Below are 14,395 nucleotides of genomic sequence, written 5' to 3' on the forward strand. Positions count from 1 at the left end.
GATTTCGCGCCAGCGCAATCAGGCCGGCTCGGTGTTGCGGGAGCGATCGGGCATTGCGGTGGAGAGGACGTTACCAAGAGCGCTCTGCTTGTCACGGCGGCGTTGCACCGAAGAGGGAATGCGCATGGCTTCGCGGTACTTCGCGACCGTGCGGCGGGCAATATCAATTCCCGAGGCGCGTAAGCGTTCCACGATCGTGTCGTCCGACAGGATCGCCGACGGCGCTTCCGAATCGATCAGCTGCTTGATGTGGTGGCGCACGGCCTCGGCGGAATGCGCCTCGCCGCCGTCGGCGGAGGCGATCGAAGCCGTGAAGAAATATTTCAATTCGAATGTGCCGCGATTTGTCGCCATGTACTTGTTGGCGGTGACGCGCGACACCGTGGATTCATGCATCTGGATGGCGTCGGCAACGGCCTTCAGATTCAGCGGCCGCAGATGCGCCACGCCATGGGTGAAGAAGCCGTCCTGCTGGCGCACGATTTCCGTCGCAACTTTCAGGATAGTGCGGGCCCGCTGATCAAGCGCGCGCACCAGCCAGGTCGCGTTCTGGAGCGCGTCGGTGAAATAGGACTTGTCGCCGTCCTTGCCGACTTTCTTCGAGAGTTGCGAATAGTAGGTCTGGTTGACCAGCACGCGCGGCAAGGTGTCGCTGTTGAGCTCGACATGCCAGCCGCCGTCGGGACCCGGGCGGACATAGACGTCGGGCACCATGGTCTGGAGCCGCGCCGAGCCGAACTTCATGCCGGGCTTGGGATTGAGGCGGCGGATCTCGCCGATCATGTCGGCGATGTCCTCGTCGTCGACGCCGCAGAGCTTGCGCAGCGAAGCGATGTCGCGCTTCGCCAGCAGATCGAGGTGCTCGACGAGGGCCTGCATCGCCGGATCGTAGCGATCGAGCTCGCGGAGCTGGATCGCCAGGCATTCGCTCAAATTGCGCGCACAGACGCCGGGCGGATCGAATTTTTGCAGCACGGCAAGGACGTCCTCGACGTCGGCTTGCGATGCGCCAAGGCGCTCGGCGGCCTGGCCGAGATCCGGCGGCAGGTAGCCGGCCTCGTCGACGAGGTCGATCAGGTACTGGCCGATCATGCGCTGCGCCGGGCCGGTGAAGGCGACCGAAAGCTGCTCGGCAAGATGGTCGCCGAGCGTGATCTCCGCGGCGACGAAGGCTTCGAGATTGTAGTCCTCGTCGCCGGAGGCACCGCCGCCCCATTCGGTATAGGTGGTCGGCGCCGCATCCTGGGCGTTGCGCGCGGCGGCCTCGGCCGGTTCCTCGGAGAAGACGTTGTCCAGGCCCGTATCCAGGGTCTGCTCGATCTCGGCGCGGGTGCCGAGATCCTTGCTCATCCATTCTTCCTGGCCCGGCTCGAACGCCTCGCCCGGACCGCCGCCCGGCTCGTCGTTGTGGCCCCCGTCGGAATCGCTGAACTGGCCGGTCTCGGCCGGGGCTTCACCCGCGGGCGGCTCGTCGTTGGCCCGCTCCAGCAGGGGGTTCCGCTCGAGTTCCTCTTCCACGAAGGTCGTGAGATCGAGATTGGACAATTGCAGCAGCTTGATCGCCTGCATCAGCTGCGGCGTCATGACCAGCGACTGCGATTGCCGGAACTCTAATCTCTGCGTGAGCGCCATGAAGCAAGAACCGATCCCAAAAGTTGGTCCGATTTTTGCTTATCCTAGTCTTGGCACGATGTACACGGCTTGACGAACGGGAAAAAAGGGCTAGAGGCGGAATTCCTCGCCAAGGTAGAGCCGGCGAACGTCGGGATCGGCGACGATCTCATCCGGGCTACCCTCGGTCAAGATTTCACCGGCATAGACGATATAGGCGCGATCGGTCAGGCCGAGCGTCTCGCGGACATTGTGGTCGGTGATCAACACGCCGATGCCGCGGTTGGTGAGATGGCGGACGAGGTCCTGAATGTCGCCGACCGCGATCGGATCGATTCCCGCGAAAGGCTCGTCGAGCAGCATGTAGTTCGGACGCGTCGCCAGCGCGCGCGCGATCTCGACGCGGCGGCGCTCGCCGCCCGACAGCGCGATCGACGGCGATTTCCGCAAGCGCGTGATGTTGAATTCGTCGAGCAGCGAGTCGAGCTGCTGCTCGCGCTTCTTGCGCGAGGGCTCGACCACTTCGAGCACGGCGCGGATGTTCTGCTCGACGGTGAGGCCGCGAAAGATCGAGGCTTCCTGCGGCAGATAGCCGATGCCGAGCCGCGCGCGCTGATACATCGGCAGCTTGGTGACGTCGTGGCCGTCGAGCTCGATCGCGCCGCGATCGGGCTTGATCAGGCCGGTGATCATGTAAAACACGGTGGTCTTGCCGGCGCCGTTCGGGCCGAGCAGGCCGACCGCTTCGCCGCGGCGCACATAGATGCTGACGCCGCGCACCACCTGGCGGCTGCCGAAACTCTTTTCCACGCTATGCACAGCCAGGAAACCCGGCCGCTTCAGAAGCTGCGGTCCGCCGGCGCCGTTAGGCCTGCTGGCGGCCCTCACGGGATGCACCGCCTGGGCACGCGGCGGCTCGGTCTGGTAGTCGGCTTGGTAGTCGGCCTGGAAATGGTCGGGCGCGCGCATCGGCTGGTCACGGGCGATCGGCGATGCATCCCGCACCGGGCTGGGCACGAGACCGCCGACGCTGTCACCGAGGGTGGTGATGTCCTGGCGCGCAAATCCTGGCCGGCCGCGCTTGGCGGGGCGCCGACGGAACATGCTGAAGAGATCGACCATCCCGCCTTCTAGCCTTTCACGACAATCCTGCGCGATGATCCGCGCGTGATCCCGCGATCTGCCGCACCGGCCTTGCGATTCGCCAGCACAGCATGAGTGAAGGGATGTCTCATGCCCAGTGAAACACGCCCGAAAAGCGGCGAACCCCGCTTGGAAAGCCCTTCGCGCTAGATACAGCCTCGCCGGGCAAGCTTCAACCTCGGATCGGGAGAATCTGGCCCAAGCGCTTGAAGTTACTTCAGGAATTTACTTTTGTTTGCCTGCGCCGGGCAATTGCAGAGGCGGCGCCGGAGCGGGCTTGCCCGGGCTCCCCGATCCGCAATCATTGCTGCCGCCCTGCGGCAGCAATGCCTGCACCCTGCCGCTGTCGGATTCCACCCGCGAGACGCCCGTGGTCATGTCGACCGCCAGACGGTCGCCGCGCAGCACGTTCCTGCACTGCGTGAGGACGACGCCGCCGAGCATGGTGATGAGATTGGTCTTGGTGTCGAACACGGCTGTCTCGCCGGTCACCACCTGGTCCTTCTGGGTGACGACGACATTGCCGCGCGCTTCCAGCCGCTTGATCGAGGAACTGCCGCCCGGCCCCGGCTGCGCCGACTGCATCGGCGCACCCTTGGTCCCCTTCGCCGCGGGCTGCGGCGCGGCCGGCTTGTCGCCGCCGCCGGAGTCGTAAAACACCACGAGCGTCTTCGAGGTCATGGTGGTGTCGCCCTGGATGACCTTCACATTGCCGGAGAAGGTCGCCTCCTTCTTCTTGTCGCGCATCTCGAGCGAGGCAGCTTCGATCTGGATCGGCTGGTCGCGGTTTTGCGAAAAGCCCTGCATTGCGTTGGGCACGCCCTGCATCGTGCTCTGTGCGACGGCCGCACCGGTTGCGACCAGCGCAACAGTGGCGGCGAGCGCAGCCGCACCGAGAATGGCGCACCGCTTGTCCTCGTTGCGCGAAAAGAATCTCACCATGAAAATCACTTTGAATTGGCAGACTTGTTCTGAGGCGTGCGTGTCTTCACCGGCGGCGCGGGCTGCTCGGCCGGCGCAGGCTGGGCAGCGGCGGGGTCATCCAGCTTGTCCAGATGCATCACCACATTGCCCTCGAAGCGGATGACGTCGCCGCCTTCCGTGATCCGCAGCCGGTCGGCGGTTAGCGTTCCGTTGGTCAGCTTGACGTCGACATGCTCATCCGAGGAGACCGTTCCCTTGCCCATGTCGACGAAGGCCGAGTTCAGCCGCGCCTCATAGCCGGACGAGGTGCGCAGGAAGATGTCCTTGTGCAGGTCGAGCTGCTGCTGCTTGTTGTCGAAGCGGCCGGTGCGCGCATCGAGCAGCAAAGTGGATTTGTCTTCCATCAGCACCTTTGCGCGCAAATCGTTGAGATCGACATGATCGGGGTCGGTGATGTCCTGCGTCGCGGTCTTGGCCCAGAGTTCGTAGGGCCGCTGGTCCGGGGTGAAGCCGGACATATGCGGCGTTTCCATCGTGATCTTGGTGCCCGTCACCACGAGATTTCCGGAGTCGAGCTTCACGGGGATCTGGAAGGGATTGAGGAAGGTCGAGACGGCGACGATCGCGGCCATGGACGCAGCCACCGTCACCGGCACCGCGATGCGCAGAATCCGCACCAGGCGGCTGTGGCGCGCCGCGCTGGCAAACTTCGCCGCAAGCGCGGCGTCGTAGGTTGGATTCTGGGCCGAATTCACCTGAGCTCCCGAGGTGTCGCTCGTCTCGTCCGGTTGACGGGCGCACGCCATTGTATCCGGCGCCGCCTGAATATGCAGCCTGCGACAGGCCGCACGAAAGTGTCCGAAACGGGGCGGCAGCCCTAAGCTAACAGCGGCCCGAGGCCTCAGGAATGCGCGAAAATGTCCTCTTCCGCCCAGCCCTGGAGATCGAGCAGGGCGCGGGTCGGCAGGAAGTCGAAACAGGCTTTTGCCAGCGCGGTGCGGCCTTCCCGCACCAGCATGGCGTCGAGCCGCTCGCGCAGGGCATGAAGGTGCAGCACGTCGGAGGCGGCGTAGGCGAGCTGCGGCTCGGTCAGGCTGTCGGAACCCCAGTCGCTGGATTGCTGCTGCTTGGAGAGGTCGACATTGAGCACCTCGCGCACGAGGTCCTTGAGGCCATGCCGGTCGGTGTAGGTGCGGGTCAGGCGGGAGGCAATCTTGGTGCAATAAATCGGGCCGGTCATGACGCCGAAGGTCTGGTACAGTACCGCGACGTCGAACCGCGCGAAGTGGAAGATCTTCGTGATCCCGGGATTGGCCAGCAGGGCCTTCAGGTTCGGCGCGTCGGTGTGACCCTTGGGGATCTGCACCACGTCGGCGCTGCCGTCGCCGGGCGAGAGCTGCACCACGCAGAGCCGGTCGCGGTGCGGGTTCAGCCCCATGGTCTCGGTGTCGATCGCCACCGCTCCGGTGTAGCGGGACAGGTCGGGCAGGTCGCCGCGATGCAGGCGTACGGTCATGGCGTTTCAAAACCTCAATCGAATTGGTCGGTCGGCATCATAAGCTAATCGGATTGCCCGCGATGTAGCCACTGGCGGCGGGCCGCGCAAGCGGCAGCTGGTCCCGCCGGGGCGCGGTCAGATCGCCGCCAGCATGATGCAGATCATCGCCGCCACCGTCGCGCGGCTGGCGCCATCGCGAAAAGTGTAGAGAATCGGGTCGTCGGGCATCTCGCGGCGATGGGCCATCATCAGGGCGCGGCCGAACCAGTAGAGCAGCAGCGGGTTGAGCAGCCACAGCATCCAGGGACGGCTGTAGAGCGGCGTCACGGCGGAGGAGGAGACGTAGAGCGAGAACACGGTCACCGCGTTCATGGCGCTCGCCGCCGCCATCGCGCCGATGATGTGCAGGTCGGTGATCCTGTAATCGCGGTTGGAGGGATCGGCGAGGCCGGCGTTCTCGCGCATGCTGAGCTCGCTGAAGCGCTTGATCAGCGCCAGCGAGGTGAACACGAACAGCGAGAAGATCAAGAGCCATTCCGACAGCACCACGCCGACGCCGACCGCGCCGGCGATGATGCGTAGCGTGTAGAGGCCGGCGAGTGTCACGACGTCGACCAGCATCTTGCGCTTGAGCACGAGCGAATAGGCGATCGTGGTGGCGAGATAGCCACCGAGCACGCCGAGGAACAAAGGCGAGATGCAGAGGCTGGCGGCGACCGCGAGCAGCCACAGCGCGGGGATCGCAAGCAGCGCCGAGGACATCGGCAGTCGACCTGCCGCCAGCGCGCGATGCCGCTTGGTCGGATGCTGCCGGTCGGCGGCGAGGTCGAGCAGATCGTTCATCAGATAAGCGCCCGACGCACAGGCCGAGAACGCCAGGAACGCCAGCAACGCATAGCCGAGCGTCGCAAGATTAATCTGATGCGCCGTGATCGCCGGCACGAACACCAGCGTGTTCTTTGCGTATTGATAGATGCGCAGCGCCTGCGCCCAGGTTTTGAGGCTGGCACGGCTGCTGCCGCGCGTCTCGATGCGCTCCATGGAGGCGCGGTCGAACGGCAGCCGGTCGCCCGCCGCGAGATCGGCCGGCGCAACGACGCCATCGAACCCGAGATGCGCGGCAATGCCCGCCGCATGGTGCGCAAACCGGCCGGCAACCAGATAGATTGTCTCGCCCCGCGCCCGCGCCGCCAGCGCCTGGTTCAGCACGTCGGCGTCATAGGGAAGATGGGCGTAGTCGAGCTCGGCCTGCGCCAGGATATCGGTGAGCGCCGCCATGCCCGGGCGTCCGCCCGCGCCGAAGCGGGCCAGCATCCGGCCGGGGCTGGAAAACAGCGCTTCCAGCAGCAGCTCGGAACGGAGCAGGGCGCCTTCGAGATCGATGACAAGCGTCCGCGCCGCGGCGGGGGTCGCCGACGGTGTGGGGACGCCCGAATCGTAGTGCCAGGCAGGCTGCTCCATCCGAAAACGCTCTATTGGCCGCAACATGACCGGCCCTGAAGCCGGGGAGCAGGGAAATGGACGGCCGAGAGCCTAGGCGGCATTCGCTAAGGGCGGCTTAATCCGGCTGAGGGCCGGCGGCCCCTGGGGGATGCCGGGTCCAAACCATGCACCCTGCTGTTGCATGGATCCCACAACCCGGCGCCAGCTTCGCGTTCCGGCAGGGCTTTTGCCGCGCGCCCCGTGAAAATCCTCCCGGCCGACCCCATCTGCCAGTTTTCGCGCGCTCGCCCGCCCCGCCCACAATGAAATCAGGTGTCATGACCGAACAGACGCTCGCTGCGCCTATCGACGACCAACAGGAACGCCAGCGCGGCTTTACGCGCTACCAGGCGCTCCTGATCGCGCTGCTTGCGTTCACGCAGTTCACGATCATTCTCGATTTCATCATCATGTCGCCGCTCGGCGCCATCCTGATGCCGGCGCTCGACATCACGGCCGGACAATTCGGCGTCGCGGTCTCGGCCTACGCGTTCAGCGCGGGACTATCGGGAATCCTGGCCGCCGGCTTTGCCGATCGCTTCGACCGCAAGCGCCTGCTGTTGTTCTTCTATGTCGGCTTCACGCTCGGGACCCTGCTCTGTGCCGCCGCGCAGACCTACCACGTGCTGCTGCTCGGCAGGATCGTGACCGGATTGTTCGGCGGCGTGATCGGCTCGGTCGTGCTGGCCATCATCACCGATTTGTTCGCGCTGCACCTGCGCGGCCGCGTGATGGGCTTCGTCCAGACGGCGTTCGCCGCGAGCCAGGTGCTCGGCATACCCGCCGGGCTGTTTCTCGCCAATCACTGGAACTGGCATGTCTGCTTCATTGCGATCGTCGGCCTGTCGATCGTCGCGATCGCAGTCATCGCCTTCGCCATGGAGCCGGTCGACGCGCATCTGAAGCTTAAGCAGGACAGAAATCCGTTCCGCCATCTGATCGCGACCGTCGGACAACCCCGCTATACGCTGGCCTTCGCCGTCACGACGCTGCTGGCGACGGGCGGGTACATGCTGATGCCGTTCTCCAGCGCCTTCACCGTGCATAATCTCGGCATCGACATCACGCATCTGCCGACGATCTATCTCGTCTCCGGCCTGTTCAGCATCGTCACGGGGCCGCTGGTCGGCAGGGCGAGCGACGCGTTCGGCAAGTACCCGACCTTCGTCTTCGGCAGTGTGGTGTCTGTCATCATGGTGCTGATCTACACCCATCTCGGCCACGTCTCGCTCGCGACCGCGATCCTCGTCAACGTGCTGATGTTCGTCGGCATCTTCTCGCGCATGATCCCGTCGCAGGCGCTGATGTCGGCGATCCCCGACCCCAGCCAGCGCGGCTCGTTCAGTGCGGTCAGCGCGTCGCTTCAGCAGCTCTCCGGGGGGCTCGGTTCGGTCCTCGCCGCCGCCATCATCGCGCAACAACCGGATGGTTCGCTGCTCCATTTCGACCGGATCGGCTACGTCGTCGTCGCGTCGGCAATCGTCTCGCTGGTGGCGATGTACTTTGTGCAGAAGGCAGTGGCGGAGCGGACCGGGAGACGGATGGTCTGAGGGCTCGACTTGAAAAGCCCGCTATGCCCGCCCGCCGGCCAGCATTTCAAGCTGGTCGTGCAGCTGCGCAGGAAGATACGGCTTGGGGATGAACCTCGCCCCGAGCGGGATGTCATCCGCTGCCGGGCTGACTTGGCCGGACGTAATGAGGAGCCGCACGGGCGGCCATCGATCTCTGATCACCGCCGCCAGCCGAAGGCCATCCATCGAGCCGGGCATCTGAATGTCTGTGAAGACGACGGTGATCGCCGGTTCCGTCTCCAGCAGATTGACAGCCTCGTCTGCGTCGGCCGCCTCGAAGACATCGAAGCCCATATCCCGCACCATGTCAGCCGCGTTCACGCGGATGAGGAAGTCATCTTCCACGATGAGGATCACGTCCCTATGCTGGCTGAGATTGGACACTTATGCTCCGGCATAACCGAGCATAAGGTTTGAACGGCTTCTTTGTTCCACCGAACGTCTTGCAAAGGATCGCGTTTGTTAGAGTAGGGCGTTAGGGTTCACCATGGCAATTGACATCAAGGCGGACGTGGATGCCGTCCAGCAGATTGGGGCAGTTCCCAAAGTTTTGGATTTGGCCGCACGCATAACGGGCATGGGCTTCGTCGCGATAGCGCGCGTGACTTCAGATCAATGGATTTGCTGCGCCGTTCGGGACAGCATCGCCTTTGGCCTTGAGCCGGGCGGAGAACTGCGTGTCGAGACGACCATCTGCAACGAGATCCGGCAGCACGGCAACACGGTCGTCATCAACGATGTGCAGACGGACGACGTCTTCTGCAATCATCCGACACCGGCCATGTATGGATTTCGCAGCTACATCTCAGCTCCCATCGTCCTGATCGACGGAGCCGTCTGGGGAACATTGTGCGCCATCGACCCCACGCCTCGACAACTTCGTACGCCTGAAATCCTCGACACGTTTCAGCTGTTGGCGGAACTGATCGCTGCGCAGCTCGAACTCAATCAACGTCTGGAGCGGAGCCAGGCCGATCTCATCGACGAGCGAAAAACGGCAGAGCTTCGCGAGCAGTTCATCGGCGTATTGGGGCACGATCTTCGCAATCCCCTCGCAGCCGTCGATGCGGGAATGCGCGTGCTGCTGAAGAACCTCGACACCGGGCGGGCGCCCGAAATCGCGCTCGGCGTTCAAAAAGCCGTCTATCGCATGGCCGGCATCGTCGAAAACGTCATGGACTTCGCGCGAGGCCGACTTGGCGGAGGCCTTACGATCAAGCGAGATGCGACGCTGCCTTTGGCGCCGGTGCTGGAGCAAATCATCGCGGAGTTCAGGACGGCCTGGCCGACCGTGACGATCAGCTCATCGGTCCAGATCGAAGTGCCCATCAGCTGCGATCGGAGCAAGATGGGCCAACTTTTCTCGAACCTGCTCGGGAATGCAATTACGTACGGTGACCAGAGTAGGCCGATCCACGTCGTAGCCAGAACCTTGGACGGAACGTTCGATCTGACGGTGTCCAACGAAGGCCCGCCAATCTCCGAAAAGGCGCTGGCAAACCTCTTCAAGCCATACACGCGAGGCGACCGGCCCAGTCAGCAGGGTCTGGGACTTGGTCTCTACATTGCTTCGCAAATCGCCCAGGCCCATGGCGGCAAATTGAGTGCGATATCGACCGGACGCGAAACGACCTTCTCTTTCGAGATGCCGATCTAGGCGGGCCGGGAGCAGGATCGTCTGGAGCCAGGTTATTGCTTTACGCTGGCCGGGAAAATGAGCGACTGATCGTCGATCTCCTGATCCGCGAGCTGATGGACGCCCGCCATGGCGTGCAGCTCGACCAAGGACGGCATGGCCGCGGCGGACAGCTCTATCGAGCGAGGTTGCGTCCTGAAGATCAGAGCAGAAGCGGCGATCAGAGCTGCAACGACGAAACAGGCGATCAGCAACCGGCGCATATGGCGTCTCCCACGTCTATGTGGAGAACAGAAAGCTTAACAAACAATAATGACCGCTAAACGCGGGCGCTCGACTCAGCGAACGCCGTTGTGGCGGACTCCTGCACGAAATGATCAAGGATGCCGGCGGCACCGAGTGCGACGACGACGGCGAACAGACAGGCAATTATGAAAACGCGCATTCTGTTGATCCCTACATCTATAATCTAGCACGCTCCCAAACGGATTTGTGCAGCGGCCGTACAAAACGCCGTGTTCAACCTGGAAGTGCGAAGGCCTCCGCCTCGATATCGATGAACGTCCGTCCGAGCGCGCCAACGGCGGCATAGAAGTGAGCCGACCGCGCGCGCTCGAGATCGGCGAAAAAGCGCCTCATCCAGCGTGAGACATGCTGATCAAAGAAGAGGCGCTCGGCGCCCGCTGGCGCTGCAAGGCTCCCGCCGGCGAGGCCTGCCATGATCTCACAGAGAAATCCCGCGTGATCTTCGGGCTCCGTACGCTCCGGAGCCTTTTCGAGGCCGAGACCCCCGAGAGTTTCCCGCAACCGCGCGAGTGGACGGCCATACAGGGTGTCGGACAGGTAGTGTGACGCATAAGGCAGCAGCGCCCCCTTGCCCAACCCTGCAAAGAGGGCGAAGAACTCGCGCGATGCGGCCTGCTCGTTGGTCCGGCGCGCTGCATCCGCCAGCGCCATGTGTGCCGCGCCCATCGCACTTGCATCGCCGTGCAATGCAGAGATCCGGTGCAGCAGCTGCGTGTCGGGGCTGCGCGTCAGCAACGTCGCCAACAGCGCATATTCCTGCGCCCGGGCGAGGTCGAATTCATCGACGATACGCACTGAAGCGATTGTTGAAGTTGGATCCATCATTATTCGATCGCGCAAGACATATGATCCTGCCGGTTGCTAGCGGGGCAATGCGCTGCCATGACGTCGTGCTCGCCGGGAGGGCGGCTCTCCGGCAGCAGGACTGACGGACTGCATGCTCTCATTCCGGTCCTGGTCCGGTCGTGCCGTCGCATCATCGGGCAGCGATTGAGCTGCCAATATCGTCGGTTCGAGAATGGGCTGTTCGGCATCGGGCCGCCCTTGCGGAATGAGCTCGGTTGGCGGCTGCACGTCCGCAAGCGCGTCACCCACCTGCTCGAGCCCCTTTGACATCCGCGCGACAAGATCGGCGACGTTGTCCGCCGGATCGAGCGGGCCAAATCCGGGAATTGCGTTGGGATCGTTGAAATCCCACTGATTCTCTGCGATTCCGATGAAGTCGCGGATCGCAGGGTCGGTTGCCCAGGCACGGCGCAATGCCAGGCGCGTCAGTTCGGCCGGAACGCCCGTCTGCAGGAACGCCGCAATGTCGGTGTGAGCGGTGATCGATTCGATCGACGGTAAACTGGCGAGATCGAAAGGCTGGTCGTTCCCGTCATTCGCTACGGACGGCTCGGCAGCTCGCTCTTGGTCGGCCGGAGCAAGTTCAGCGTTTTGGCTTCTCGAGGCTTGCTTGAGCCGCGCCCAGCGAACGAAGACGTTAGTCTCTGACATCGATCTCTTTCATGCCGCTGCTAACGATTGCGCTGCCGTTTGACGAATGGTCGTTCGACATGATGCTCGGCGACGAACCGGCCGACGATCTCGGAGATGCCTGGTGGCATCGGCACGGCTTCGACCAGATTGCTGCCTGCATCGGTAAACGCCTCGCCCTCCGCCGGATCGGCCGTGACCGCGAGCAACTCGTAGGGCGGCTCGGAACCGGTCGGGCGCAAATTGACCCACAGCGTCGGCGATCCTGACGTGAGATTTTCGCGATAGTTGGTGGTTTCGGTCCGGTGCAGCTCGATCACGGCATCACCGGCGTAGAACAACGTGACGTCGCCTTCGCCTCCAATCGGAGTCCACGGCTTCGCAGTCGGCTCTCCCGCGAACACCGAGACGGGCCGCCACAGAAAATCGGCCCACGCACTCTTCGCCTTGCGCCGTTCGATTGCGACACCGACAGCAATGCGTGCAAGACTCGTCGATATCAATGTGCCCTCTCGCGATCGAGACGTGGTTCCTGCTTCCGAAGCCAATCCAGCGACGCTGCGCGCTCGCCCCCGGCGAGAGCGATAATCGTGCGCCCATGATACGGGCGTCGTCTTTTCCGATACGCGGAGTATATACTTCGGGGGTGAACGGGCCAGTAGGTGGCCGCTCTATTTTGGGAGCCGCGAGATATTGTGACCGTCATATCTGACACCGGCAGGCGCCTCCTGATCTGCTCGTGCGAAGGGACGATGCCGCTCGATGCAGACGCAATTCGCCGCGGCTGCCGCGGTGAAGTGACGGCAGCGACGCAGCTCTGCGGCGCCGAACTCGGCCGATTCAAGGCTGTCGCCGCCGAAGATGGTCCGCTCACGGTGGCCTGCACGCAACAGGCGGCGTTGTTTTCGCAGGTTGCTTCCGAAAATAATCGTGCGAATTCGATACAGTTTGCCAACATCCGCGAGACCGCCGGATGGTCCGGCGATGCCGACCGCGCGGGACCGAAGATGGCCGCGCTGCTGGCCGCCGCGGCCGAAGTCGCCGCACCCGCGCCGATGGTCCAGCTGGAAAGCAGCGGGGTCATCCTGATCTACGGCCGCGACGAGGCCGCGATCGAGGCTGGCGACTTGCTGAAGGAGCATCTCGACGTCACCGTGCTGATCGCGCCGCCAGCCGCGATCGCACCGCCACGTAACGCCGACTATCCGATTGCCAAGGGCCGGATAACGAGTGTCAAGGGACACCTGGGCGCGTTCGATGTCGTGGTCGACGATTTCGCCGAAGCCGCACCGTCCTCGCGTCGAGCCCTGACGTTTGGCGCCTCACGCAACAACGCCCGTTCGACCTGCGACATCGTCCTCGACTTGACCGGCGGGCCAGCGCTGGTTCCGGCCGACTTGCGCGACGGCTATCTGCGCGCGGATCCCGGCAGTCCCGCAGCTATCCTCCAGGCCGTGCTGAAGGCGCGCGACCTCGTCGGGACCTTCGAGAAGCCGCGCTACGTCACCTTCGACGCCGAGCTTTGCGCACATTCGCGCTCGAAGCGGACCGGCTGCACCCGCTGTCTCGATTCCTGTCCGGCCGGCGCGATCACGCCTGCCGGCAACCATGTGGCGATCGACGCCAACATCTGCGCGGGCTGCGGCCAATGTGCGACGGCCTGTCCCACCGGCGCCGCGTCCTATGCGCTGCCGGCGGAGGACGCGGTGGTCAGAAAGCTGCGTGCCATGCTGCTCGCATACCGTCAGGCGGGCGGCGAGCGGGCCGTTGTCCTCGTCCATGACGAAAGCCACGGCGCGCCGCTGATCGACGCGCTGTCGCGGTTCGGCGACGGCTTGCCCGCGAACGTGCTGCCGTTCGCGGTCAACGAGGTCACGCAAGTCGGGTTGGAGAGCATCATCGCGGCTTTTGCCTATGGCGTGTCGGCGGTACGTTTCCTGCTGCGGGCCAAGCCGCGCCATGACGTCTCCGGATTGACGCGGACGGTCGCGCTCGCCGATCCGATCCTTGTCGGACTCGGCTTCGGCCCAGCCCGGCTTTCCGTCATAGCGACCGACGATCCGGACCGTCTGATCGAAGCGCTCCGCACCGCGCCGGTCGACGCGCCCACTCCGCGCCCTGCGAGCTTCCGCGCCGTGGGCGGCAAGCGCGACGCGCTGCGCTTTGCGCTGGCCGAACTGCACCGCGCGGCACCTGCACCCGTCGATGTCATTCCGTTGCCCGAGGGGGCGCCGTTCGGGGCCGTAGAGATCGATGCTGCGGGCTGCACACTTTGCCTGTCCTGCGTGTCGGTCTGTCCGACGAGTGCCCTGCGCGACGACCCCGAGCGCCCGGCGTTGCGGTTCGTCGAAGACTCCTGCGTTCAGTGCGGCCTGTGCCGGACGACGTGCCCGGAAAACGTCATCACGCTGGTTCCGCAGATCGATTTCCGTGCCAGTCGGGCGCCGACCCGGGTTCTCAAGGAAGAGGAGCCGTTTTGCTGCATCCGCTGCGGCAAGCCGTTCGGCGTCAAGAGCAGCATCGAGCGTGTGGTCGCGAAGCTCGAAGGCCAGCACTGGATGTATTCGGGCTCGGCGCAGCGGCTCGACGCCATCAAGATGTGTGGCGACTGCCGCGTCGGCTTCGTCGCCGAACAAGGTTTTGAATCTTATGGCGCACCTGGCCCGACCGTCCGCACCACCGACGATTACCTGCGTGACCGGGACGCGAAGCAAGACCCGGACGGCCGCTCCAACTGAATTGCCCGGT

General features: G+C 64.2%; 15 protein-coding genes. 3 read left to right on the forward strand and 12 right to left on the reverse strand.

Annotation, left to right across the window (positions count from 1 at the left end):
• Positions 1-18: 18 nt before the first annotated feature.
• The 6 genes from rpoN to AB7290_RS00650 form a co-directional block, all read right to left on the reverse strand.
• Positions 19-1,632, reverse strand: a complete 1,614-nt coding sequence (rpoN, locus tag AB7290_RS00625; RefSeq protein WP_063980190.1) for an RNA polymerase factor sigma-54 — start codon at positions 1,630-1,632, stop codon at positions 19-21.
• 90 nt (positions 1,633-1,722) lie between these two features.
• Positions 1,723-2,733, reverse strand: a complete 1,011-nt coding sequence (gene lptB, locus AB7290_RS00630; RefSeq protein ID WP_085405007.1) for an LPS export ABC transporter ATP-binding protein — start codon at positions 2,731-2,733, stop codon at positions 1,723-1,725.
• 246 nt (positions 2,734-2,979) lie between these two features.
• Entirely contained in the window at positions 2,980-3,696 is a 717-nt protein-coding gene (locus tag AB7290_RS00635) for an LptA/OstA family protein (protein WP_071917040.1), read from the reverse strand.
• 5 nt (positions 3,697-3,701) lie between these two features.
• Complete coding sequence (lptC, locus tag AB7290_RS00640; RefSeq protein ID WP_063985962.1) at positions 3,702-4,433, reverse strand: LPS export ABC transporter periplasmic protein LptC; 732 nt, start codon at positions 4,431-4,433, stop codon at positions 3,702-3,704.
• A gap of 146 nt (positions 4,434-4,579) precedes the next feature.
• A complete protein-coding gene (locus AB7290_RS00645) occupies positions 4,580-5,194 on the reverse strand; it encodes a ribonuclease D (protein WP_071908880.1) in 615 nt (204 codons plus the stop codon).
• A gap of 117 nt (positions 5,195-5,311) precedes the next feature.
• Complete coding sequence (locus AB7290_RS00650) at positions 5,312-6,637, reverse strand: UbiA family prenyltransferase (protein ID WP_085405006.1); 1,326 nt, start codon at positions 6,635-6,637, stop codon at positions 5,312-5,314.
• A 299-nt stretch (positions 6,638-6,936) separates the two neighbouring features.
• On the opposite strand from AB7290_RS00650, the gene AB7290_RS00655 reads away from it, so the two are divergent.
• Complete coding sequence (locus tag AB7290_RS00655; protein ID WP_085405110.1) at positions 6,937-8,208, forward strand: MFS transporter; 1,272 nt, start codon at positions 6,937-6,939, stop codon at positions 8,206-8,208.
• A 21-nt stretch (positions 8,209-8,229) separates the two neighbouring features.
• On the opposite strand, the gene AB7290_RS00660 is transcribed toward AB7290_RS00655, so the two are convergent.
• On the reverse strand, positions 8,230-8,613 hold the full coding sequence (locus tag AB7290_RS00660; RefSeq protein WP_071908878.1) for a response regulator: 384 nt from the start codon (positions 8,611-8,613) through the stop codon (positions 8,230-8,232).
• A 103-nt stretch (positions 8,614-8,716) separates the two neighbouring features.
• On the opposite strand from AB7290_RS00660, the gene AB7290_RS00665 reads away from it, so the two are divergent.
• Positions 8,717-9,886 carry a GAF domain-containing sensor histidine kinase gene (locus AB7290_RS00665; RefSeq protein ID WP_085405005.1) on the forward strand — a complete coding sequence of 390 codons (1,170 nt, stop codon included), beginning with the start codon at positions 8,717-8,719 and terminating at the stop codon, positions 9,884-9,886.
• Positions 9,887-9,918: 32 nt separating this feature from the next.
• Here AB7290_RS00665 and AB7290_RS00670 read toward each other — a convergent pair whose 3' ends face one another.
• The 5 genes from AB7290_RS00670 to AB7290_RS00690 all read right to left on the reverse strand — a co-directional run bounded on the left by AB7290_RS00670 (position 9,919) and on the right by AB7290_RS00690 (position 12,150).
• On the reverse strand, positions 9,919-10,128 hold the full coding sequence (locus AB7290_RS00670; RefSeq protein ID WP_085405004.1) for a hypothetical protein: 210 nt from the start codon (positions 10,126-10,128) through the stop codon (positions 9,919-9,921).
• A 56-nt stretch (positions 10,129-10,184) separates the two neighbouring features.
• Positions 10,185-10,310, reverse strand: a complete 126-nt coding sequence (locus tag AB7290_RS00675; RefSeq protein WP_256468676.1) for a hypothetical protein — start codon at positions 10,308-10,310, stop codon at positions 10,185-10,187.
• A 74-nt stretch (positions 10,311-10,384) separates the two neighbouring features.
• Positions 10,385-10,996 carry a TorD/DmsD family molecular chaperone gene (locus AB7290_RS00680; RefSeq protein WP_244623067.1) on the reverse strand — a complete coding sequence of 204 codons (612 nt, stop codon included), beginning with the start codon at positions 10,994-10,996 and terminating at the stop codon, positions 10,385-10,387.
• Positions 10,997-11,032: 36 nt separating this feature from the next.
• Positions 11,033-11,668, reverse strand: coding sequence for a DUF3306 domain-containing protein (locus tag AB7290_RS00685; protein WP_085405002.1), 636 nt, complete (start codon positions 11,666-11,668; stop codon positions 11,033-11,035).
• Between the two features lie 20 nt (positions 11,669-11,688).
• On the reverse strand, positions 11,689-12,150 hold the full coding sequence (locus AB7290_RS00690; RefSeq protein WP_085405001.1) for a DUF3305 domain-containing protein: 462 nt from the start codon (positions 12,148-12,150) through the stop codon (positions 11,689-11,691).
• Positions 12,151-12,399: 249 nt separating this feature from the next.
• Between AB7290_RS00690 and AB7290_RS00695 the strand changes: the two genes are divergently transcribed.
• Positions 12,400-14,385: a 4Fe-4S binding protein gene (locus AB7290_RS00695; protein WP_085405000.1), complete on the forward strand. Its 1,986-nt coding sequence runs from the start codon at positions 12,400-12,402 to the stop codon at positions 14,383-14,385.
• The last annotated feature ends 10 nt before the right edge of the window (positions 14,386-14,395 follow it).

It is taken from the genome of Bradyrhizobium sp. 613_E4_N2_2, assembly GCF_052075995.1.
Classification (GTDB): domain Bacteria; phylum Pseudomonadota; class Alphaproteobacteria; order Rhizobiales; family Xanthobacteraceae; genus Bradyrhizobium; species Bradyrhizobium barranii.

Coding starts and splice junctions, on each gene's coding strand:
- rpoN (WP_063980190.1), bottom strand. CDS start 1,632: ATGGCGCTCACGCAGAGATTAGAGTTCCGGCAATCGCAGTCGCTGGTC.
- lptB (WP_085405007.1), bottom strand. CDS start 2,733: ATGGTCGATCTCTTCAGCATGTTCCGTCGGCGCCCCGCCAAGCGCGGC.
- AB7290_RS00635 (WP_071917040.1), bottom strand. CDS start 3,696: ATGGTGAGATTCTTTTCGCGCAACGAGGACAAGCGGTGCGCCATTCTC.
- AB7290_RS00645 (WP_071908880.1), bottom strand. CDS start 5,194: ATGACCGTACGCCTGCATCGCGGCGACCTGCCCGACCTGTCCCGCTAC.
- AB7290_RS00650 (WP_085405006.1), bottom strand. CDS start 6,637: ATGGAGCAGCCTGCCTGGCACTACGATTCGGGCGTCCCCACACCGTCG.
- AB7290_RS00655 (WP_085405110.1), top strand. CDS start 6,937: ATGACCGAACAGACGCTCGCTGCGCCTATCGACGACCAACAGGAACGC.
- AB7290_RS00665 (WP_085405005.1), top strand. CDS start 8,717: ATGGCAATTGACATCAAGGCGGACGTGGATGCCGTCCAGCAGATTGGG.
- AB7290_RS00670 (WP_085405004.1), bottom strand. CDS start 10,128: ATGCGCCGGTTGCTGATCGCCTGTTTCGTCGTTGCAGCTCTGATCGCC.
- AB7290_RS00675 (WP_256468676.1), bottom strand. CDS start 10,310: ATGCGCGTTTTCATAATTGCCTGTCTGTTCGCCGTCGTCGTCGCACTC.
- AB7290_RS00680 (WP_244623067.1), bottom strand. CDS start 10,996: ATGATGGATCCAACTTCAACAATCGCTTCAGTGCGTATCGTCGATGAA.
- AB7290_RS00685 (WP_085405002.1), bottom strand. CDS start 11,668: ATGTCAGAGACTAACGTCTTCGTTCGCTGGGCGCGGCTCAAGCAAGCC.
- AB7290_RS00695 (WP_085405000.1), top strand. CDS start 12,400: ATGCCGCTCGATGCAGACGCAATTCGCCGCGGCTGCCGCGGTGAAGTG.